Origin of the sequence: Microbacterium sp. 1S1, from assembly GCF_008271365.1 — a bacterium.
Lineage (GTDB): Bacteria > Actinomycetota > Actinomycetes > Actinomycetales > Microbacteriaceae > Microbacterium.
Map to the genome: position 1 here is coordinate 1,216,222 of NZ_CP043430.1, position 20,955 is coordinate 1,237,176.

General features: G+C 71.2%; 16 protein-coding genes and 1 pseudogene. 6 read left to right on the forward strand and 11 right to left on the reverse strand.

Annotated features, from left to right (window positions below):
- Nucleotides 1-72 precede the first annotated feature (72 nt).
- On the forward strand, nucleotides 73-888 hold the full coding sequence (locus FY549_RS06055) for a tryptophan-rich sensory protein (protein WP_149084246.1): 816 nt from the start codon (nucleotides 73-75) through the stop codon (nucleotides 886-888).
- On the opposite strand, the gene FY549_RS06060 is transcribed toward FY549_RS06055, so the two are convergent.
- From FY549_RS06060 to FY549_RS06085, 6 genes are read right to left on the reverse strand one after another with little or no spacing between them, the layout of a single operon-like run.
- Complete coding sequence (locus FY549_RS06060; RefSeq protein WP_149084247.1) at nucleotides 885-1,556, reverse strand: response regulator; 672 nt, start codon at nucleotides 1,554-1,556, stop codon at nucleotides 885-887. The genes FY549_RS06055 and FY549_RS06060 overlap by 4 nt on opposite strands.
- Complete coding sequence (locus FY549_RS06065) at nucleotides 1,553-4,114, reverse strand: ATP-binding protein (RefSeq protein ID WP_149084248.1); 2,562 nt, start codon at nucleotides 4,112-4,114, stop codon at nucleotides 1,553-1,555. Before FY549_RS06065 ends, FY549_RS06060 begins: the two co-directional genes overlap by 4 nt.
- Nucleotides 4,111-4,716, reverse strand: coding sequence for a potassium-transporting ATPase subunit KdpC (kdpC, locus tag FY549_RS06070; protein WP_149084249.1), 606 nt, complete (start codon nucleotides 4,714-4,716; stop codon nucleotides 4,111-4,113). The genes FY549_RS06065 and kdpC overlap by 4 nt, the downstream gene beginning before the upstream one ends.
- Nucleotides 4,717-4,736: 20 nt before the next feature.
- The gene (gene kdpB / locus FY549_RS06075; RefSeq protein WP_149084250.1) at nucleotides 4,737-6,959 is read right to left on the reverse strand and encodes a potassium-transporting ATPase subunit KdpB; all 2,223 of its coding nucleotides are present in this window, start codon (nucleotides 6,957-6,959) and stop codon (nucleotides 4,737-4,739) included.
- A gap of 2 nt (nucleotides 6,960-6,961) precedes the next feature.
- Complete coding sequence (gene kdpA, locus FY549_RS06080) at nucleotides 6,962-8,638, reverse strand: potassium-transporting ATPase subunit KdpA (RefSeq protein WP_149084251.1); 1,677 nt, start codon at nucleotides 8,636-8,638, stop codon at nucleotides 6,962-6,964.
- On the reverse strand, nucleotides 8,638-8,727 hold the full coding sequence (locus FY549_RS06085) for a potassium-transporting ATPase subunit F (RefSeq protein WP_149084252.1): 90 nt from the start codon (nucleotides 8,725-8,727) through the stop codon (nucleotides 8,638-8,640). Before FY549_RS06085 ends, kdpA begins: the two co-directional genes overlap by 1 nt.
- A 277-nt stretch (nucleotides 8,728-9,004) precedes the next feature.
- Here FY549_RS06085 and FY549_RS06090 point away from each other — a divergent pair, with 277 nt between their 5' ends.
- A complete protein-coding gene (locus FY549_RS06090) occupies nucleotides 9,005-10,159 on the forward strand; it encodes an SLC13 family permease (RefSeq protein WP_149086013.1) in 1,155 nt (384 codons plus the stop codon).
- A 12-nt stretch (nucleotides 10,160-10,171) separates the two neighbouring features.
- Here FY549_RS06090 and FY549_RS06095 read toward each other — a convergent pair whose 3' ends face one another.
- Together FY549_RS06095 and FY549_RS06100 are read right to left on the reverse strand one after the other, a co-directional pair.
- On the reverse strand, nucleotides 10,172-10,741 hold the full coding sequence (locus tag FY549_RS06095; protein ID WP_149086014.1) for an FMN-binding negative transcriptional regulator: 570 nt from the start codon (nucleotides 10,739-10,741) through the stop codon (nucleotides 10,172-10,174).
- Nucleotides 10,742-10,810: 69 nt separating this feature from the next.
- Nucleotides 10,811-11,716 (reverse strand): annotated as a pseudogene (locus tag FY549_RS06100) (DMT family transporter); the annotation flags it as partial.
- On the opposite strand from FY549_RS06100, the gene FY549_RS06105 reads away from it, so the two are divergent.
- Nucleotides 11,715-13,121 carry a PLP-dependent aminotransferase family protein gene (locus FY549_RS06105; protein WP_149084253.1) on the forward strand — a complete coding sequence of 469 codons (1,407 nt, stop codon included), beginning with the start codon at nucleotides 11,715-11,717 and terminating at the stop codon, nucleotides 13,119-13,121. The pseudogene FY549_RS06100 and the gene FY549_RS06105 overlap by 2 nt on opposite strands.
- Nucleotides 13,122-13,134: 13 nt before the next feature.
- On the opposite strand, the gene FY549_RS06110 is transcribed toward FY549_RS06105, so the two are convergent.
- Entirely contained in the window at nucleotides 13,135-15,084 is a 1,950-nt protein-coding gene (locus FY549_RS06110) for an APC family permease (RefSeq protein WP_276545465.1), read from the reverse strand.
- A 224-nt stretch (nucleotides 15,085-15,308) separates the two neighbouring features.
- Between FY549_RS06110 and FY549_RS06115 the strand changes: the two genes are divergently transcribed.
- Together FY549_RS06115 and FY549_RS06120 are read left to right on the forward strand one after the other, a co-directional pair.
- A complete protein-coding gene (locus FY549_RS06115; protein ID WP_149084254.1) occupies nucleotides 15,309-16,397 on the forward strand; it encodes a VanZ family protein in 1,089 nt (362 codons plus the stop codon).
- A gap of 10 nt (nucleotides 16,398-16,407) precedes the next feature.
- Nucleotides 16,408-17,112: a GTP pyrophosphokinase family protein gene (locus FY549_RS06120; protein WP_149084255.1), complete on the forward strand. Its 705-nt coding sequence runs from the start codon at nucleotides 16,408-16,410 to the stop codon at nucleotides 17,110-17,112.
- 15 nt (nucleotides 17,113-17,127) lie between these two features.
- Here FY549_RS06120 and FY549_RS06125 read toward each other — a convergent pair whose 3' ends face one another.
- A complete protein-coding gene (locus tag FY549_RS06125) occupies nucleotides 17,128-18,396 on the reverse strand; it encodes an amidohydrolase (protein ID WP_149084256.1) in 1,269 nt (422 codons plus the stop codon).
- 22 nt (nucleotides 18,397-18,418) lie between these two features.
- A complete protein-coding gene (locus FY549_RS06130; protein ID WP_149084257.1) occupies nucleotides 18,419-19,063 on the reverse strand; it encodes a TetR/AcrR family transcriptional regulator in 645 nt (214 codons plus the stop codon).
- 155 nt (nucleotides 19,064-19,218) lie between these two features.
- Here FY549_RS06130 and FY549_RS06135 point away from each other — a divergent pair, with 155 nt between their 5' ends.
- Nucleotides 19,219-20,880: an ABC transporter substrate-binding protein gene (locus FY549_RS06135; RefSeq protein WP_149084258.1), complete on the forward strand. Its 1,662-nt coding sequence runs from the start codon at nucleotides 19,219-19,221 to the stop codon at nucleotides 20,878-20,880.
- The last annotated feature ends 75 nt before the right edge of the window (nucleotides 20,881-20,955 follow it).

A 20,955-nucleotide genomic window follows, 5' to 3' on the forward strand; every position in this document is an offset into this window, starting at 1 on the left:
ACCTGGTTAGCGAAGCCGTCCCGACCTGTCAAGGCCACTGCCTTCCGCTCCCGTCGCGCGTAGGGTGCGGGCATGGAGACCTCGACGAAGGGCGTCGCCCGACAGAGCCTCGTGATCGCTGCCGCCGTGTTCATGCTGATCGCCGCGGCCATCGGCGCCGGAGCATTCGGCGGTGACTCCGTCGACGAGCTGCAGAACGGTGCGCTCTCGGCCCAGGGCTCGTACCTCGCCCCCGCGGGACCGGCGTTCTCGATCTGGTCGCTCATCTATGCGGGATTGCTGGCCTACACCGTGTGGCAGGCTCTCCCCGCGCAGCGTCAGGACGAGCGTCAGCAGGCGGTCGGCGGCTGGATCGCGCTCTCGATGATCCTCAACGGCCTCTGGCTCGTCACCGCACGCTACCTGACCCTGTGGCTCACCGTGCTCGTCATCGCACTCCTGCTCGCCGCGCTCGCCCGGATCATCGTGCTCCTCGGTCGCTTCCCCGCCCGCACCCTCGCCGATCGCCTCCTCACGGACGGCGCGAACGGCCTGCACCTGGGCTGGGTCACGATCGCGACGGTCGCGAACATCGCGGCGTGGCTCACCCAGACGGTTCCGGAGATCGGGGCGGACGCCCCCGAAGTCTGGGCCGTGGGGGTCCTCGTCGTCGTCCTGGTGATCGGCGCCGCATCCGCCTGGTTCACCGGACGCCTCGCGCCCGCGCTGGCGACGGCCTGGGGCCTGAGCTGGCTCGCGGTCGGTCGCCTCACCGGAGAGCCGGAGAGCGCGCCCACCGCCGTCACCGCGGTCATCGTCGCCGTTCTGCTGGTCGTCGCCGGCATCGTGGCCATGCTCCGTCGGCGGCGCTCCGCCGGCTCGCACGACCGCGCGCCGCTCGGTCGCTAGACGACGAGCCGGTAGCCCATGCCCGACTCGGTCAGCAGGTGGACGGGCGCAGAAGGCTCCTGTTCGAGCTTCTTCCGGAGCTGGGACATGTACAGCCGCAGGTAGCCGGAGTCGGACACCTGCGCACTGCCCCAGATCTCCTTGAGGAGATCTTGCCGGGTGACCAGGGCGCCGGGGTGCCGGGCGAGGTGCTCCAGCATCCGCCACTCGGTCGGGGTCAGGTGCACTCGGCTTCCCGCGCGGGTCACGGTCTTCGTCGCGAGATCCACCACGACGTCGCCGAACCCGACGACCGACTCCCCGTTCGCCACGACCGCGCGTCGGGAGAGCGCTCGGAGCCGGGCCAGCAACTCGTCCACCTGGAAGGGCTTCGTGACGAAGTCGTCGGCGCCCGCGTCCAGCGCCTCGACCTTGTCCGCCGACCCCGTGCGACCGGACACGACGATGATCGGCACGCTCGTCCAGCCGCGGAGGGCCTGGATCACCTCGATGCCCTCGAGCCGCGGCATGCCGAGGTCGAGCATGATGAGGTCGGGATGGCTCTGCGCGGCGGCGGCGATCGCGGCGGCACCGTCGGCGGCCACGACGACCTCGTAGCCATGTGCGGCGAGCGTGATCCGCAGCGCCCGCACCATCTGGGGGTCGTCGTCGGCGATGAGGAGCTTCACTCCATCCCCTCCGTGTCGGAAGTCCCTGCGGCGAGCGGCAGGGAGATGACCATGGTGAGGCCACCCCCTGGGGTGTCCTCCGGAGTCAGGCTACCGCCCATGCCCTCCGTGAAACCGCGCGACAGGGCGAGCCCGAGTCCCAGTCCGGTCGTGTTGTCGGTGTCGCCGAACCGCTGGAAGGGCTGGAAGATGCGGTCGCGCCGCTCCGGGGCGATGCCCTCGCCACGGTCGATGATCCGGATCTCCGCGCGGTCGCCCAGGCGGCTGCTCGACACGAGGACGCGGCTCCCGGCCGGGGCGTGCCGGTGCGCGTTGGCGAGCACGTTCACGAGGACCCGCTGCAACAGCACGGGGTCGGCGTACAGCGGCGGGAGGTCGGGGTCGAGCGCGAGCTCGACGTCCGACGGGCCGAGGGCGAGCTCGTCCACCGCGGCGAGCACGGGGCCGGCCGCATCGATGCGCGAAGCCGAGACGGCGAGGACTCCCGCTTCGACGCGGCTCACGTCGAGCAGGTCGGTGACCAGAGTCGACAGGGTGGCCAGGCTCTCGTCCGCCGTCTCCAGCAGCTCGGCGCGGTCCGTGGCCGACAGGCCGTGCGCGCCGCGAAGCCCGCCGATCGCCGCGACCGCCGAGGCCAGCGGCCGCCGCAGGTCGTGGCTGACGGCCGAGAGCAGGGCGCTGCGTACCTGGTCGGTCTCGGCGAGGGCCTCGGCCTCGCGCGCCGTCGCCCGCAGGTCGGTGTGCTCGATGGCCGCCGCGAGCTGGGCGACGATCGCATCCAGCAGTCGTCTCTCGGGACCGGCGATCGGCTCGCCGTTGAGCTCCAGCAGCGCGCGGGGCCCGCCGCCGGTCGTCGCTCCCACCGGGATGGTCGTGGCGCGTCCGTCCGGCACCGGCTCGCCGTCGCTCGCCAGTACGTCTCCGGACGGGGTGAGCAGCCGCACGCCGCTCAGCCCGAACGCCTCGCGCGTGCGACTGACGAGGGCGAGTACGGCGTTGTCGCCGCGGAGCACGTTGCCCGCGACCGCGGCGAGCAACTCGGCCTCGGCGGTCGCTCGCTGCGCGGTCCTGGCGCGGCGGGCGGCCTGGTCGACGATGATGCTCACGAGGATCGCGATGATGACGTAGAGGGTGAGGGCGAGCACGTGCAGCGGATGCGCGATCGTGATCGTGAACTGCGGGGCGACGAAGAGGAAGTCGAGGGTGATCCCTGACAGGACGGCGGCGAACACGGCGGGCCGGATGCCGCCGATCAGGGCGACGACCACCACGAGGAGCTGATAGGCGAGCACCTCCGCCGTGATCGACTCCGGGCTCCGGAACGCGAACATCAGCCAGGAGAGCAGTGGGCCGAACACGAGGGCCACGCCGAAGCCGAGTGCCTGTCGTCGCCAGCCCAGCGCCCCGCCGGTGACGCGGGGGAGCGCGAGCCGGCCGCCGGCCGCGGCGTGGGTGACGATGTGTACGTCGATGTCGCCCGATCGGCGGATGACCTCGGCGCCGATCCCCGGCCCGGTGAGCGCGGCGGCGAGACGGCTCCGGCGGCTCACGCCGATCACGAGCTGGGTGGCGTCGGCGCCCTGCGCGAACTCCACGAGCGTCGCGGGGATGTCGTCGCCGACGACCTGATGGTACGTCCCGCCGAGCGACTCGACGAGGGAGCGCTGCGCGGCGAGCGCGCCGGGGGCCTCACCGCGCAGCCCGTCCTGCGCGGTGACGTGCACCGCGAGCAGCTCGCCGCCGGCGGAGCGCGCCGCGATCCTGGCCCCTCGGCGGAGCAGCGTCTCGCCCTCCGGGCCGCCGGTGAGGGCGACCACCACCCGCTCGCGCGCCTGCCAGGCCCCGGCGATGCCCTGCTCGGCGCGGTAGCTGCGGAGGGCGCTGTCCACCTCGTCCGCGAGCCACAGCAACGCGAGCTCCCGCAGGGCGGTGAGGTTGCCGAGCCGGAAGTAGTGTGACAGGGCGGCGTCGATGCGCTCCGCGGGGTAGACGAGACCGGCGGCGAGCCGGTCGCGAAGGGTCTGCGGGGCGAGGTCGACGACCTCGATCTCGTCGGCGGCGCGGACCACGGCATCCGGGATGGTCTCCCGTTGGGCGATCCCGGTGATCTTCTCCACGACCGCGTTCAGCGACTCGATGTGCTGCACGTTCACCGTGGTGACGACGTCGATTCCCGCGTCCAGCAGCTCCTCGACGTCTTGCCAGCGCTTGGGATTCCGGGACCCGGGGGCGTTCGTGTGCGCGAACTCGTCGACCAACGCGATCTCCGGGCCGAGGGCGAGCACCGCGTCGAGATCCAGCTCCGTGAGGGTCACCCCGCGGTGTGCGTCCTCCCGTCGTGGCACCTCCGGCAGCCCGGTGGTCAGCGCCGCGGTGGCCGCGCGGCCGTGGGTCTCGACGATCGCGATGACCACGTCGCGGCCCTCCTCGCGGAGTCTGCGGCCCTCGGCGAGCATCTCGAAGGTCTTCCCGACGCCCGGCGCAGCGCCGAGGAGGACGCGCAGCCGACCGCGGCGGTTCCGGTCCGTCGCGGTGCGCGGCGTCCGCTCTGCGCTCATGCACCCTCCCGGTCGTCGAGTGCGAGATTCAGCTCCACGACGTTGATGCGCTCCTCGCCGAGGAACCCCAGGTCCCGCCCTTGAATCCTAGACTCCACGAGGGCCAGGACGTCGTCCTCGGGCAGGCCGCGGGCGGCAGCCACCCGCGGCACCTGGAGCACGGCGTACGCGACGCTGATGTGCGGGTCGAGGCCGGAGCCGGACGCGGTGACGGCATCCGCGGGCACCGCGGACGGATCGACGCCTTCCCTGGCGGCGATCTCGGCCTTCCGCTCGGCGATGGCGGCGACGAGCTCGGGGTTCTCCGGCCCGAGGTTGCTGCCGCTCGACGCCGCTCCGTCGTACCCGTCGCCGGCCGCAGACGGGCGGGACTGGAAGTACTCCGCGAGCGCCTCGCCGTCGGCGTCGGTGAAGGACTGGCCGATGAGCGCGCTGCCGCGGTCGCCGGAGAGCATCGAGCCGTTCGCCTGCGCCGGGAGGAGGAGCTGGCCGATGCCGGTGACGAGCAGCGTGTAGCCGACGCCGAGGACGAGGGTGAGGACGAGCATCGCGCGGACGGCGACACCCGCGGTGCGCACGGTGGTGCGGGTGGTGGACGACATGGCGTTCCTTTCGGGCCCGGTCAGAAGCCGGGGAGGAGGCTGACGAGGAGGTCGATGAGCTTGATGCCGACGAACGGGGCGATCACCCCGCCGAGGCCGTAGACGAGCAGGTTCCGCTGCAGGATCTGCGAGGCGCTGGCCGGCCGGTAGCGCACACCGCGGAGCGCGAGCGGGATGAGGAACACGATCACGATCGCGTTGAAGATGATCGCGCTGGTCACGGCCGAGGCCGGCGAGTGCAGCTGCATGATGTTCAGCGCCGCGAGCCCGGGGAACACGCCCATGAACATCGCCGGGATGATGGCGAAGTACTTCGCGATGTCGTTCGCGAGCGAGAACGTCGTCAGCGCTCCTCGCGTGATGAGCAGCTGCTTGCCGATACGCACGATGTCGATGAGCTTCGTCGGGTCGGAGTCGAGGTCGACCATGTTGCCGGCCTCCTTCGCCGCCGACGTGCCCGTGTTCATCGCCACGCCGACGTCGGCTTGAGCGAGTGCGGGGGCGTCGTTGGTGCCGTCCCCTGTCATCGCGACGAGTCGCCCGCCCTGCTGCTCACGGCGGATGAGGTCGAGCTTGTCCTCCGGTGTGGCCTCGGCGAGATAGTCGTCGACGCCGGCCTCAGCCGCGATGGCCTTCGCGGTGAGGGGGTTGTCGCCGGTGATCATGACCGTGCGGATGCCCATGCTGCGCAGCTCGTCGAACCGTTCCCGCAGGCCGTCCTTGACGATGTCCTTGAGGTGCACGACCCCGAGGATCCGCGCTTCGACGGACTCGGTCCCTGAGTCCGTCGAAGGGCCGGAGCCGGTCGAAGGACGCTGCACCGCCACGACGAGGGGCGTCCCGCCGCTCGAGGCGACGTCGTCGGTGAGGGTCGTGAGCTCCTCGCCCGCGGCCTGCCCGAGCCACGCCGCCACGGCGGAGGCGGCGCCCTTGCGGATCTGCGTGCCGTCGGCGAGGTCGAGCCCGCTCATGCGGGTCTGAGCGGTGAACGGGACGACCACGGCGTCCGTCGGAGCGGTCACCTGGGTCCCGCGGGCGGCGGCGAGCTCGACGATCGAGGCGCCCTCCGGTGTCGGATCGGCGAGGGAGGAGAGGGCGGCGGTGCGCAGCAGCTCGTCCGCGTCCACCCCGGTGAGCGGCAGCACCGCGTGGGCGCGACGGTTGCCGTGGGTGATGGTGCCGGTCTTGTCGAGGAGCAGCGTGGTCACGTCGCCGGCGGCCTCGACCGCACGCCCCGACATCGCCAGCACGTTGCGCTGCACGAGCCGGTCCATGCCCGCGATGCCGATGGCGGACAGGAGCGCGCCGATCGTGGTCGGGATCAGGCAGACGAGCAGGGCGATGAGGACCGGGATGCTCACCGGCGACGCGGCGTACGAGGCGATCGGGTTCAGCGCGAGGACCACCACGACGAACACGATCGACAGGCTCGCGAGGAGGATGTTCAGGGCGATCTCGTTCGGGGTGCGTTGCCGGCTCGCCCCCTCGACGAGCGCGATCATCCGATCGACGAACGTCTCGCCGGGCTTCGACGTGATGCGGACCACGATCTCGTCGGACAGCACGCGGGTGCCTCCCGTGACAGCGCTGCGGTCACCCCCGGACTCGCGGACGACCGGGGCGCTCTCGCCGGTGATGGCCGACTCGTCGACCGTGGCGATCCCCGCGACGATGTCGCCGTCGCCCGGGATCAGCTCGCCTGCGGAGACGACGACGAGATCGTCGCGCTGCAGGTCCGCCGACGACACTGTCTCCGTCGGTGCTTCGGCGAGCCCAGCGAGCCGCTCCGCGCCCCCCTGGGTCCCAGAGCCGGGGCGCTGGGGCACTGAGCCTGTCGAAGGGCCGACCACCCGCCGCGCCGTCGTGTGGGTGCGGGTGTTTCGCAGGCTCGCGGCCTGGGCCTTGCCGCGCCCCTCGGCGACCGACTCCGCGACGTTGGCGAAGAGCACGGTCAGCCAGAGCCAGATCGCGATGCCCCAGGTGAACGCGGCGGGGACGGCGGTGCCGCCGGACTCCGCCGGTCCTCCGAGGAAGGGCTCCGCGATCGCGAGCACGGTCGTGAACGCGGCGCCGACCCAGACGAGGAGCATCACCGGGTTGCGGACGAGCGTCGCGGGGTTGAGCTTGCGCAGTGCCCCGGGGAGCGCCTGCACGAGCTGCGCGCCACCGAACGAGCGCGGCGGCCGGGCGGGGGCGGACGCCGTGGCGTCCTGCTGTTCGGGAGGGGTGGTGAGGAGGGTCATGGTCAGAGTCCTTCGGCGAGCGGTCCCAGTGCGAGCACGGGGAAGTAGGTGAGGGCCGTGACGACGACGGTCACGGTGAGGAGGAGGCCGACGAACTGCGGCCGATGGGTGGGGAGCGTCCCGGTGGTGGCGGGGACGCGCTCCTGCGCGGCGAACGACCCCGCGAGGGCGAGCACGAGAACGATCGGCAGGAAACGCCCGAGGAGCATCGCGACGCCAAGGGCGGTGTTGAACCACGGGGTGTTCGCGGTGAGCCCGGCGAAGGCGGAGCCGTTGTTGTTCGCGGCGGAGGTGAACGCGTAGAGCACCTCGCTCATGCCGTGTACCCCCGGGTTCAGGATGCTGGTGGACTCCACGTCCTCGCGGATGCCGGGGATCGCGAAGCTCAGAGCGGTACCGCCGAGGACGAGCACGGGGACGACGAGGATGTAGAGGCTCGCGAGGGTCATCTCCCGCGGTCCGATCCGCTTGCCCAGCCACTCGGGGGTGCGGCCGACGAGCAGCCCGCCCACGAAGACCGCGACGATCGCCAGCACGAGCATCCCGTACAGGCCGGAGCCGACACCGCCCGGAGCGACCTCGCCGAGCATCATGTTGAGCAGGGGCATCAGGCCGCCGAGGGCGGTGTAGGAGTCGTGCATCGAGTTCACGGCCCCGGTCGAGGTCAGCGTGCTCGCGCTGCCGAACAGCGTGGAACCGAGGATGCCGAAACGCTGCTCCTTGCCCTCCATCGCCGCGCCGGCGAGCTCGGGGGCGGCCCCGCGTCCCGCCAGTTCCAGGGCGGAGAGTGCGGCGAGCGAGGCGAGGAACAGGGTGCCCATGACGGCGACGATCGCGTAGCCCTGGCGGTGGTCGCCGACCAGTCGGCCGAACGTGCGGGGGAGCGCGAACGGGATCACGAGGATCAGGAGCACTTCGAGCAGGTTGGTCCACCCGGTGGGGTTCTCGAAGGGGTGGGCCGAATTGGCGTTGAAGAACCCGCCGCCGTTGGTGCCGAGCAGCTTGATGGCCTCCTGCGAGGCGACCGGACCGCCGGGGATCGTCTGCGTGCCGCCGGAGACCGTGACGACGTCGGTGAAGCCGTTGACGTTCTGGATCACGCCACCCGCGAGGAGAGCGACCGCGCCGATCAGGGCGAGCGGGAGGAGCAGGCGCCCCAGACCGCGGGTCAGGTCGACCCAGAAGTTGCCGATCGTGGCGGAGCCGCGTCGGGCGAGACCGCGGATGAGGGCGATGGCGATGGTGAGGCCGACTGCGGCGGAGACGAAGTTCTGCACCGTGAGGCCCGCGAGCTGCACCGTGTAGCCCATCGTCTGTTCGGGCGAGTACGACTGCCAGTTGGTGTTCGCGACGAACGACGCGGCGGTGTTGAACGCGAGTCCCTCCGGCACGGCGGGGAGTCCCAGCGACGCGGGGAGGAAGGCCTGCAGCCGTTGCAATCCGTAGATGAGCAGCAGTCCGACGAGCGAGAACAGCAGCACGCTGCGGGCGTAGGCGCGCCATGTCTGCTCGGAGCGCGGGTCGACGCCGATCACCCGGTACAGCCCGCGCTCGACGCGCAGGTCCCGTCCGGAGGTGTACACGTGGGCGATGTAGTCGCCGAGCGGGCGGTAGAGGAGCACGAGCACGACCACGACGGCCGTGATCTGGAGGATTCCGTACAGGATCGTCGCGTCCATCAGAAGCGCTCCGGGGCGACGAGCGCCGCGACCAGGTAGACGACCGCGGCGACGGCGAGGACGGTGGCGAGGATCTCGAAGACGATCATGCGCGGTCCACCGCCTTGGCGACGAGGGACACGAGGGCGAACAGCGCCAGGGTCAGCGCGAGGTAGATGATGTCGAGCACGTCCTCGATCCAACTGCGCCGTCCGGCCGCGGCCGCCGATCCTCACGGTTCCCCTACGCGGTCCCGCCGAATGCATGCGGGTTGCTCACGCCTTCCGCTTCCGACTCGCGCACCGGGTCGCAGACCCGCGCCGGGGGCCCGGTGCGCGCTTTGCAGGGCGGCGACGGCCCTATGCTCACGAGGTGGGGATCAGGAGCATGCGGATCGGCGTCGGCGCGGTGATCGTCGCCGTGCTGGTGGCGGTCGCGCTCGTGTGCGTGCTCACGGGATTCCTGCCGCGAGCGGACGCCGGTGCTCTCGGGGAGCGGATCGCGCCCGTGCTGGGGTTCGTCGTCGCGATCACGATCGTCGCCGAGCTCGCCCGCGACGCGGCAGTGTTCGACGTCGTCTCCCAGCGCCTCGCGCGGTGGGGTCGAGGCCGCGTGGTGGTGCTGTGGGCCCTCGTCGTCGTACTCGCGGTGGTGAGCACCGTGTTCCTCTCGCTTGACACCACCGCCGTGATCGTCACGCCGGTCGTCGTCGTCCTGGCGCAGAGCATCGGCGTCTCCCCGTTGCCGTTCGCCCTGGCCACCGTCTGGCTCGCCAACACGGCGTCGCTCGCCCTCCCGGTGTCGAACCTCACGAACCTGCTCGCCGCGCAGGGGGCCGGGCTCGGGCCCGGGGCGTTCATCGCGCTGAGCTGGGCGCCCACGCTCGTGGGGATCCTGGTGCCCGTCGCGATCCTCACCGTCCTGCATCGGCGCACGATCCTCGCCACGTACGCGACGCCCGTGCCCCGCCGCCCCGCCGACCCCACGCTGTTCTGGAGCGCCACCGGCATCCTCCTGGTGCTGATGCCCCTGCTCGCGCTGACCCCGGACGTGTGGATCCCCGCCACGGTCGCGGCTCTGGCCTTGATCGGGCTGTTCGCCGTCCGCCGTCGCCATGCCCTGCGCCTGTCGCTCGTCCCGTGGCAGGCGCTCGCGCTCGCCACGTCGCTGTTCGTGCTGGTCGAGACCGCGCACGCGCAAGGACTCCTCGATTTCCTGACCTCACCGACCCTGGCCGGCGACTCTCCCGGCGACCTGTTCCGGCTGGCCGCGCTCGGGGCCGTGAGCGCGAACGCGATCAACAACCTCCCCGCCTACCTGGTCCTCGAACCCGCGGCCGGGGATCCGGCCGCCCTGATGGCACTGCTGATCGGCGTGAACCTCGGGCCGCTCGTCACGCCGTGGGCCTCGCTCGCGACGCTCCTCTGGCACCACCGCGTGACGGCGCTCGGGGTGGAGGTCCGCTGGGGGCGTTTCGCGCTCTGGGGAGTCGTCGCCGCGGTCCCCACCGTCGGCCTCGCAACGCTGAGCCTGGCCCTCTGATTCGAGCGGGGGTCAGCCGCGGCGCATCTCGGCGGCCAGCGCGGGGTGGGCGGCGTCGAAGCGGGCGGCGATGCGCTCCCGCACCTCGGGGGCCTTGTTCTGGCTGAGCTTCGCGCGGGCGTCGAAGCGGGAGACGCGGAGGCGGAGCCCCACGGTGCCCTTCGCGGCTCGCCGGGTTCCCGCTTCGTCCTCCGCGAGGCGCCGCCCGTGCGGCTGCCCGCTCTCGAAGTGGTCGGTGAGCCGTGTGAGCATGGCGTAGTTCTCCTCCTCGGAGAGGATCTCCGGGGTGCCGAAGAGGTGCGCGGTCACGTGGTTCCAGGTCGGGACGAGGTCCCCCGGCTCGTACAGGCTCGATGACACGTAGTCGTGCGGGCCCTGGATGATCACCAGGATCTCGTGTCGCCCGAGCTCATGCAGCTCGTCGTCCGGGCGGCCGAAGTGGCTCGCCAGCACGATGTCCTCCTCCTCCTCGATCAGCAGGACCGGGTAGTGCGAGGCGACGAGGCCGGTCGAGCTCGGCGAGACGAACGTCGCCCACGGGTGGGCACGGATGAGGCGCTTCACCTCGTCGGGATCGGTCATGAGGTAGCGGGGGTGTGACGCATGGCGCCTCCTGTCGGGTGGGGTCGGGGCGGAGGTGGGAAGCGTGCTGCGGGTCCGCACGGCGAGCCCGGCGCACACGACGACGGTGAGCCCGCCGAGGACCGTGGCCGGACCGACGTCCTCGTGGAAGAGGAAGGCTGCCCAGGTGATGCCCATCACGGGCTGCACGAGCTGGATCTGGCTCACCTGCGCCATCGGGCCGATCGCGAGGCCGCGGTACCAGGCGAAGAACCCGAGGAACATGCTGACCGCGGCGAGGTACGCGAACGCCAGCCAGGCAGTGGGGGTGGCGACGGGCGGTGCGGCGACCCCGGCAGCGACGGCGATCGCGAGCATGACGGGAGCGGCGAGCACGAGCGCCCAGGAGATGGTCTGCCACGCGCCGAGCTCACGCGCGAGCAGACCGCCCTCCGCATAGCCGATGGCGGCGAGGATCACGGCGCCGAACAGCTGAAGGTCGGCGGGGCGGAGGGCGCCGGGTGTGCCGTTCTGCAGCGTCGCGAAGACGAGGGCTGCCGCGGACCCGAGGAGCGCGAACACCCAGAACGAGGGGGAGGGGCGTTCCCGGGTGCGCAGCACGACGGCGACCGCGGTCGCAGCGGGGAGGAGGCCGATCACGACCGCGCCGTGACTCGCGGGTGTCGTGGTCATGGCGAACGAGGTCAGCAGCGGGAAGCCGGCGACCACACCGAGCGCGACCACTGCCAGGCGCGCCCACTGGACGGAGTTCGGCGGCTGCTGGCGGGTCACGAGGAGGACGACAGCCGCGAGCGCGGCGGCGACGACCGCGCGGGCGGAGCCGATGAACAGCGGCGACAGTCCGCCGCCGAGCGCGATCCGCGTGAACGGGAGCGTGAACGAGAAGGCGGCGACGCCCAGGAGCCCCCAGGCGGGGCCGGCGGCACGGGATAGCGGTGTTCCGTCCGGGCGGATAACGCTACTGTGTTCTTTCATGAGTCAGGATAGCACTGAGCGGATCGTCTCCGGTCTCCGGACGTGGATCGCCACCGCCGCGCCCGGAGCGCGCATCCCCTCGAACCGGGCCCTGACGGCGGAGTACGCGGCAAGCCCCGTGACCGTCCAGAAGGCCGTCCAGCGGCTCGTCCGCCTCGGCCTCGTCGAAGCGCGTCCCGGCTCCGGGACCTTCGTCCGCGCGGCCCGCACCCTCGCCCCCGCGGACTACGGCTGGCAGGCCGGAGCACTCGGGGCCGCTGCCGTGCGGCTCGACGGTCTCTCCTCGGCGCAGCGCCCCACCTCGCCGGACGCGATCGGGCTGCATTCCGGGTACCCGGCCCCTGACCTCCTCCCCGAGCGCCTCGTCCGGCAGGCCCTGGTGCGCGCGTCGCGGACCCCCTCCGCGCTCACCCGGTCTCCAGCGGCCGGAGAGCCCGCGTTGCAGGAGTGGTTCGCGGCGGAGCTGGCCTCGGCGGCCCCGGCCGGGACCACGGTGCCGTCCGCGCGCGACGCCGTCATCATCTCCGGGAGCCAGAGCGGACTGAGCTCGATCTTCCGGGCGGTCGTCGGGGTGGGGCGCCCGTTGCTCATCGAGTCGCCGACCTATTGGGGCGCCCTCCTCGCGGCGGAGCAGGCGGGGGTCGTGCTCGTGCCCGTCCCCTCCGGCCCGCACGGCCCGGATCCCGATGCGGTCGACAGGGCGCTCGTCGAGACCGGGGCCAGGGCCTTCTACGCGCAGCCCACGTTCGCGAATCCGACCGGCGCGCAGTGGCCGGTGGCGACCGGGGAGGCGGTCCTCGAGGCGGTCCGTCGTCACGGTGCCTTCCTCATCGAGGACGACTGGGCGCACGATCTGGGCATCGACGCGGTTCCCCGCCCCGTCGCCGCCACCGACCACGACGGTCACGTCGTCTACCTGCGTTCGCTGACGAAGAGCGTGTCCCCGGCGCTGCGCGTCGCGGCGGTGATCGCCCGCGGTCCCGCCCGTGACCGCATCCTCGCGGATCGCGCGGCGGAGTCGATGTACGTCAGTGGCCTCCTGCAGGCCGCCGCCCTCGACGTGGTCACGCAGCCGGCCTGGCGGACACACCTCCGCGGCTTCCGGGAGCAGCTGCGCTCGCGGCGCGACCTGCTGTTGTCGTGCCTGGCGGACGAGGCGCCGACCGCGCTGGTGGAGGCCGTGCCGGTCGGCGGGCTCAATCTGTGGCTCCGGCTGCCGGACGGCACCGACGCCGCGGCCGTCGTCCGCGAGTGCGCGGCGCGCGGGCTCGTCATCGCGCCGGGGAGCGAGTGGTTCCCCGCCGAGCCGTCCGGGTCGTACGTGCGGCTGAACTATGCGAGCGCCGACCCGGCCCGTTTCCCGGAGGCGGCGACGATCCTCGGTTCGGTCCTCGCCGGAGCGTGACCGTCGCGGCCGGTCAGGACTCGGACGGCGGCCCGGCGGGGCGGTGCGCGCGGCGGCCCGCCACCACGACGGGCCGTCCCGCCCGCTCCTGACCCGGCAGCGGGCGGGAGCGACGCCCGTAGATGAGCTCGGACGAGTCGAGCAGCCACGGCACCAGGGTGATCGACACCCCGTGCACGAGCATGAGCTGGTTCGCGAGACGGCGGGCACGCCGGTTGTGCAGGAAGCTCTCCCACCAGTGACCCACGATGTACTGGGGCAGGTACACCGTGACGACGGAGGAACCGTGCTTCTCGCGGTACTGCCGGATGAACTGCGTCACGGGCTGTGCGAACGACCGGTACGGTGACTCCACGATGACGAGGGGCACCGGCACGAGGTGGTCCGCCCACTCCTGCTGCAGGTGCGCGGCGTCCTCCTGCGAGACGGCGACGTGCACGGCGAGGGTCTTGTCGTGCTTCGCCGCGATGGCGTAGTCGATGGCCTTCATGACGGGCTTCTGCAGATGGTTCACGAGGACGATGGCGACGTCGCCCGAGGCGCCGAAGCGGGTGGTGTCGTCGATGGCGATCTCGTGCTCGACGTCGCGGTAGTACCGCTTGACGCCGATCATGAGGAAGGCGAGCACGGGGATGGCGAAGAACACGAGATAGGCGCCGTGCGTGAACTTCGTGATCGTCACGATCACGAGCACGAGCACGGTCAGCGTCGCCCCGGCGGAGTTGATGAGCAGCCCGACCCGCGCCGAGCGCCGGTCCGCGGCGCCGTCGCGTGTCGCGGGCGCGGGCTCTCGCAGCACCCGCCGCCAGTGCCGCACCATGCCGATCTGGCCCAGGGAGAAGGAGACGAAGACGCCGATGATGTAGAGCTGGATCAGCGTCGTCAATCGTGCCTGGAACACCACGAGCACGGCGATCGCCGCGATCCCGAGGAGGATCATGCCGTTCGAGAACACGAGCCGGTCGCCGCGGGTGTTCAGCGACTTCGGGGCGTAGCCGTCGCGGGCGAGCACAGCGCCGAGCAGCGGGAAGCCGTTGAAGGCGGTGTTCGCCGCGAGCAGCAGCACGCAGGCCGTGGCCGCCTGCACGATGAAGAACGGGATGCTGCCGCCGCCGAACGTGGCCGCGGCGATCTGCGCCATGAGGCTCGGCTGCGGGGTCGTGCAGTCGAAGCCGATGAGGTCGCAGGGGTTCTCGGCGTAGTGCACGCCGGCGATGAGGGCGAGGGCGGTGAGGCCGGAGAACAGGCAGATCGCGATGGTGCCCATGAGGACGAGGGTGGATTGCGCGTTGCGCACCTTCGGTGCCCGGAACGCGGGAACCCCGTTCGACACCGCCTCGACTCCGGTCAGCGCGGAGCAGCCGCTCGAGAACGCGCGGAGGATGAGGAGCAGCACGGCCGCCTGGCTCAGGCTCTCGGCCTGCACGGCGAAGTCCGCACTGGAGGCGACCGGAGCGTCGCCGAGCGCCGTGCGGACGAGCCCGCTGACGATCATGACGCCGACCGAGCCGATGAACACGTACGTGGGGATGGCGAACACGAGCGACGCCTCGCGCACGCCGCGGAGGTTCACGATGATGATGAGCACGACGAAGCCGACCGCGAGCTCCACGCGGAGCGGGTCGAGACCCGGCACCGCCGAGATGATGTTGTCGACGCCGGACGCCACCGACACCGCCACCGTGAGCACGTAGTCGACGAGGAGGGCCGCGGCCACGATCACGCCGGGGACCTCTCCGAGGTTCTTGGACGCGACCTCGTAGTCGCCGCCGCCGGACGGGTAGGCCTTGATGAGCTGTCGGTAGCTCAGCACCACCACGAGCAGCAGCACCACGACCGCCGCCGCGACGAGCGGCGTGAAGGACAGGAAGGTGAGGCCGCCGATGAGCAGGATCATCACGAGCTCCTGGGGCGCGTAGGCCACCGAACTCAGTGCGTCGGAGGCGAAGATCGGCAGCGCCATGCGCTTGGGGAGCAGCTGCTCGTCGACCTGTGCGCTCGTCAGCGGTTCGCCGAGGAGGATGCGCTTGGCGCGCGGCGGCGCGTCCGGGGTCGGCTTCGTTTGTTCTGACACGTCCGGCGACACTACGCCGGGCGACGCCGTCCTCACGCGATCCTCACGGAATCCCTACGGCCCGGTGGCTCTCCCTCACGGAATCCTCACGGCCAGCCGGTATCCTTGCGTCGGTGGGGGATCAGGTGGTTCTGGGCATCATCGCCGTGGCGATCGGGCTGGCCGTCGGCGTCGTCCTCTTCGTGCCCTTCGTCGCGATCAGCTACCGGCGACGAGGGCGGCTCACGCTGGGTCGTACGCTGCTCTGGCTCGCGGCGCTCGTCTACTTCTGGGCCATCTGGACGTACACGCTGCTGCCGCTCCCCGATCCGGACGCCATCCGCTGCGTGGGGGCGATCACCGACCCGATGTCCGTCGTGCGGGACGTGCGGAAGGCGTTCGCCGCTCCGGGGAGCCCGCTGAGCCAGCCCGGCCTGCTCCAGCTCGTGTTCAACGTGCTGCTGTTCGTCCCCCTCGGGGCCTTCCTCCGCGTGCTGGGCGGCCGTGGTCTCCCGACCGCCCTCGTCACCGGGTTCGGGCTTTCGCTGCTCGTCGAGACTACGCAGCTCACCGGCGTCTGGGGCCTGTACCCGTGCGCCTACCGCTTCTTCGATGTGGGCGACCTGATGACGAACACGACCGGAGCCGTCGTCGGGTCGGTCCTCGCCCTGATGGTGCCACGGTCGCTGCGCGGGCTCCAGGCCCGCCCCGATGCCGACGCGCCCCGCCCCGTCACCCGTGGACGGCGGGCGTTGGCGATGCTCTGCGACGGGCTCGCGAACGGCTTCGTCGTCGCCGCCGGTGGTGTCGCCGTGCAGCTCTGGCTCGCATACGTCGTGCAGGATCGTCAGGCCGTGCTCGACGGCACCCTCGCCAGCACGGTCAGCACGGTCGTCGCCTGCGCGCTGTGGCTCATCGTCATCCTCGCCACCGGGAGGTCGGTCGGCGATCTGGCCGTGCAGCTCCGGTACACCGGTTCCCGTCTGCCGATCGCGCTCAGCCGGTCGCTGCGGTGGGCGGGTGGCATCGGCGGGCTCACGGCGCTCGGGCTGCTCGGCGGCGTGTTCGGCACGCTCTCCTCGGTGTTGATCCTCGTCGCGATCGTGCTGCTGTTCACCACGCGCCACGGCCGCGGTCTCCCCGGACTCCTCTCCGGCCAGCACCTGGAGGACGCCCGCGTCACGCTCTCGAATCCACAGGCGTTTCCGATCACGGATCGATAACGTCGTCCGCATGAGCGTGATCCCCGTCGACGAGCACCTGATCTCCGAGGCGAAGGAGCTCCGCGACCAGCTGCAGCGCTTCCTCCGCGAGTACGAGTTCGGGATGCGCGAGGTGGAGACGAAGATCTCGATCCTCCGTGACGAGTTCACCCACGACCACGCGTACAACCCGATCGAGCACGTCAAGAGCCGGCTGAAGTCTCCGGACAGCATCGTCGAGAAGATCGCCAGGAAGGGCATCGACGACCCGGACTTCGACCGCATCCGCGCCGAGATCACCGACATCGCCGGCGTCCGCGTGACGTGCAGCTTCGTGGCCGATGTGTACCGGCTGTTCGACCTGCTCACGGCGCAGGACGACGTGACCGTGCGCACCGTCAAGGACTACATCGCGAACCCGAAGCCGAACGGGTACAAGAGCCTGCACGCCATCATCGAGGTGCCCGTGTTCCTCTCGACCGGTGCGCTGTCCGTACCGGTCGAGGTGCAGTTCCGCACCATCGCGATGGATTTCTGGGCCAGCCTGGAGCACAAGATCTACTACAAGTTCTCGAACCAGGTGCCCGCGCATCTCGTCGACAGTCTCAGCGATGCCGCGGATGCCGCCGCCGAGCTGGACACCCGCATGGAGCGGTTACACCGGGAGGCGCACGGCGTGCCGCAGCGGCAGCTCGCCCCGCCGCCCCCGCCCGCGCCGCGGGTCGTCGAGGTCTGACCGCGTCCGCCCTCCTCAGGCGAGGAACTCGCGCGCGGCCGCGGACATCGCGGTGACCCCGACCTCGATCGTCGGATGGATCTCGGGCGCGAAGAAGGGGGAGTGATTGGTGGGGATGTCCTTCTCCACGGTGCCCGCCGCGAGGGCCTCGGCGAACCGGGTGGGTTCGACGCCGCCCCAGAACCAGAAGACGAGCGGCACGTCGGCGTCGCGGGCGAACCATGAGACGTCCTCGCTGCCGGTGAACATGCCGGGGTCGACGACGGCCGACTCGCCGAGCGCCCGACGCAGGGCCGCGGAGACCCGCGTCGTGGCCTCCTCGTCGTTGATCGTGGCGGGCAGTGTGTGATCGGTGCGGATCTCGGGCTCGCGCTCGGCGCCGGAGGCCGTCGCCTCGGCGCGCACGATGCGCTCGACGCTCGTGAGCACCTTGTCGCGCACCTCCTCGTTCGGATAGCGGAGGCTGAGCTCCAGCTTCGCCTCGGCCGGAATGATGTTGTTCTTGAGCCCGGCGTGGATCGAGCCGACCGTCACCACGGCCACCCCCTGCGGATCGATCTCCCGCGACGTGATGGTCTGCAGGCGCATCACGGTGGCGGCCGCCATCACGACGGGATCGATGGTCGCGTGCGGGCGGGAGCCATGGCCGCCGCGGCCGTGCAGCGTGACCGTGAGCCCGTCGGAGGCGGCCATCTGGGTTCCGCTGCGCACGCCGATGATGCCGGCGGGGAGCGGGGTGACGTGCTGGCCGAGCACCACGTCGGGCTTCGGATACCGGGTGAGCAGGCCGTCGTCGAGCATCGCCCTGGCACCGGCGCCGTACTCCTCCGCGGGCTGGATGAGCACCACGAGGGTGCCCGACCACTCGTCGCGGTCCGCGACGAGCCTCTCGACGGCGCCGATCATCGCGGTGACGTGCATGTCGTGGCCGCAGGCGTGCATCACGGGCACCGTCGTGCCTGTCGGGTCGACACCCTTCGCCGTGCTCGCGTACGCCAGCCCGGTCTGCTCCTCGACGGGCAGGGCGTCCATGTCGGCGCGCACCCACACCACCGGTCGCGGGAACTCCTCGCCCGCCTGGCTCCCTGAGCCCGTCGAAGGGTCTGAGCCCGTCGGAGGGTTCCGCAGGACGCCGACCACGCCGGTCACGCCGACCCCCTCCTCGACGTCGAGCCCGAGGTCGCGGAGGTGCTGGGCGGCGATGCCCGCGGTCCTCGTCTCCTGGAACGACAGCTCCGGGTGCTGGTGCAGATCGATGTAGAGCGCTTCGAGGTCGATGGCCATGCGCCCGAGCCTAGTCGGGTGGTCAGGGCTGCGCGTAGGACTCCAGAGCCGGTCCCGGATGCAGCACGCCGTTCACGATCGCGCGGATCGCGAACTCGCTCGCGGCGCCCAGGGAGACCGCTCCGGGGTGCAGGAGCCACTGGAGCTGCAGGCCGTCCATCACGGCGAGGATCGCGGCGGAGGCCGCGGCGATGGTCGCGGGTTCGGTCACGCCTTCCTGAGCGCAGAGCTCGCCGAACGCTGCGGTCACCTCCCGGCGCAGCGTCGTGTAGCGCTCCTCGAAGTACTCGCGGCCGGGGTGGTCGTCGGTCACCGACTCGGACGACAGGACGGTGTAGGCCTGCACGATGCCCGGCCGCTTCTCGTTGGCGAACGCGGTGCGGACGAGGTGCAGGAAGAGCTCCGGCCCGTCGGGGATGTGCTTCTCGGCGAGGTCGGCCACGTCGGCCTGGTCGCGGTAGGCGAGCACCTCGAGGAGGAGCTTCTGCTTCGAGCCGAAGTGATGCAGCACGCCGGCGTGGGTGATGCCGACCTGCTCGGCGACGTCGGCGAGCGTGCCGTTCGTGGAGCCCTTGTTGCCGAAGATCTCCACCGCCGCCTTGAGGATCTGCTCGCGCTTCTCCCGCGTCGCCGGGCGCACCCGCACCGTGTGCACGTCGTCCGTCATGCGCCCACCTCCCGTCGTCCCGCTCTGCTTGCCATCCAACTTACTCCTCGGTAACCTCTCCACAGCTTACTTTCTCGACAGTAAGCAAAACGCAGCGGCCGGAGGCGGTCCCTCGGCCGCGACGCCGCACAAGGACCCGTGCCCAAGGAGAAGCAATGAAGCTCACGAAAACCCTGATCGCCGCCAGCGCGGTCGCCGCCCTCGGCGTTTCGGCGCTCGCCGGATGCTCGGCCGGCGGTGGATCCGACGACGCCGTCGGATCCGCCTCCCTCACCATCGCGAAGCCCGACGGCGCGATCACCACCGAGTCGAACAACCCGTTCGTCGGCGACTCCGCGGCGTCGAAGTACGGCTACGCCAAGGTCGTGTTCGAGACCCTGGCCCTCGTGAATCAGACGGGTGACCGCGGCGTGACGCCGTGGCTCGCCGAGAGCCTCGAATGGAACGACGACTACACGCAGCTCACGGTCGTCCCGCGCGAGGGCGTCACCTGGAGCGACGGTGAGCCGTTCACGGCCGACGACATCGTCTTCTCGTTCGAGACCGCCTCGATCCCAGCCCTCGACACCGCCGGCCTCAAGTTCGAGGGTGCCGAGGTCGACGGCGACACCGTCGTGCTGAGCTTCGGCGACTCCAAGTACGTCAACCAGGCACGCGTGCTGCACGTCCCCATCGTCCCCAAGCACATCTGGGAGAAGTTCGAAGACCCCGCCACCGACCCCGTCAAGGGCGACGATCTCGTCGGCACCGGCCCCTACGCGATGGCGAACTGGTCGACCGAGTCGGTCACGCTCGACGCGCGTGACGACTACTGGGGCGGCGATCTCGCCGTGCCGGAGCTGCACTACGTCTCCTACGGGGACAACACCGCCCTCACCACGGCCCTCGCGAACGGCGACGCCGACTGGGCGCAGGCGTTCATCCCGCAGATCGAGGAGCAGTTCCTCTCCGCCGATCCCGAGCACAACAAGTTCCTCGCCTCCCCGACCACCGGCTCCGCCACGCTGTTCATGAACCTGCAGCAGAAGCCGTTCGACGACCCCGCCTTCCGTCAGGCGCTCGCCTGGGTGATCGACCGCGACGCCTACGTCGACATCGCGCGGGAGGGTGCCAGCGAGCCCGTCTGGTCGGTCACGGGCCTGTCGTCGATCCTCGAGGGCGAGATCCAGCCGGAGTTCGAGGGCGTCGAATACGAGGTCGACCCCGAGAAGGCACGCGGCCTGCTGGAGGCCGCCGGGTACACGTGGAAGGACGACGCGCTCATCGACCCGGACGGCACGCCCGTCTCGTTCACGCTCTCCGTCCCGTCCGGCTGGACCGACTGGAACACCGCGCAGGAGCTCATCGCCGAGGACGTGAAGGACGGAATCGGCGCCGAGGTCAAGATCGACATGCCCGACTGGGGTGGCTGGGCCGACCCCCGCGACAACGGAACGTTCTCGGCGATCATCCACTGGCTGGAGGACAGCGGCACGGCGTACGGCCTCTACACCTCGACCATGGACCCGCGGTGGATCTCGCCGGAGGGCAAGGCCGGCTTCAACTTCGGCCGCTTCGACGACCCGGAGGCGACCGCCGCACTGAACACCTACGCCAACGCCTCGTCCGACGAGGAGCGCACCGCCGCCATCGACACCCTGCAGACGATCTTCTCGGAGCAGGTGCCGGCCATCCCTCTGGGTGCCCACCCGCTGCTGGGTGAGTTCAACACGCGCAACTACGTCGGCTGGCCGTCGGAGGACGACACGTACGCGTCCGCCGACCCGACCCAGCCGAACATCGTGCAGATCTTGACGAAGCTGAAGCCCGCCGAGTAGGACGTCGACAGGCTCAGCCACCCACCGCGAAGCCTCGACAGGCTCAGCCACCCAGCTGGGTCCCTGAGCCTGTCG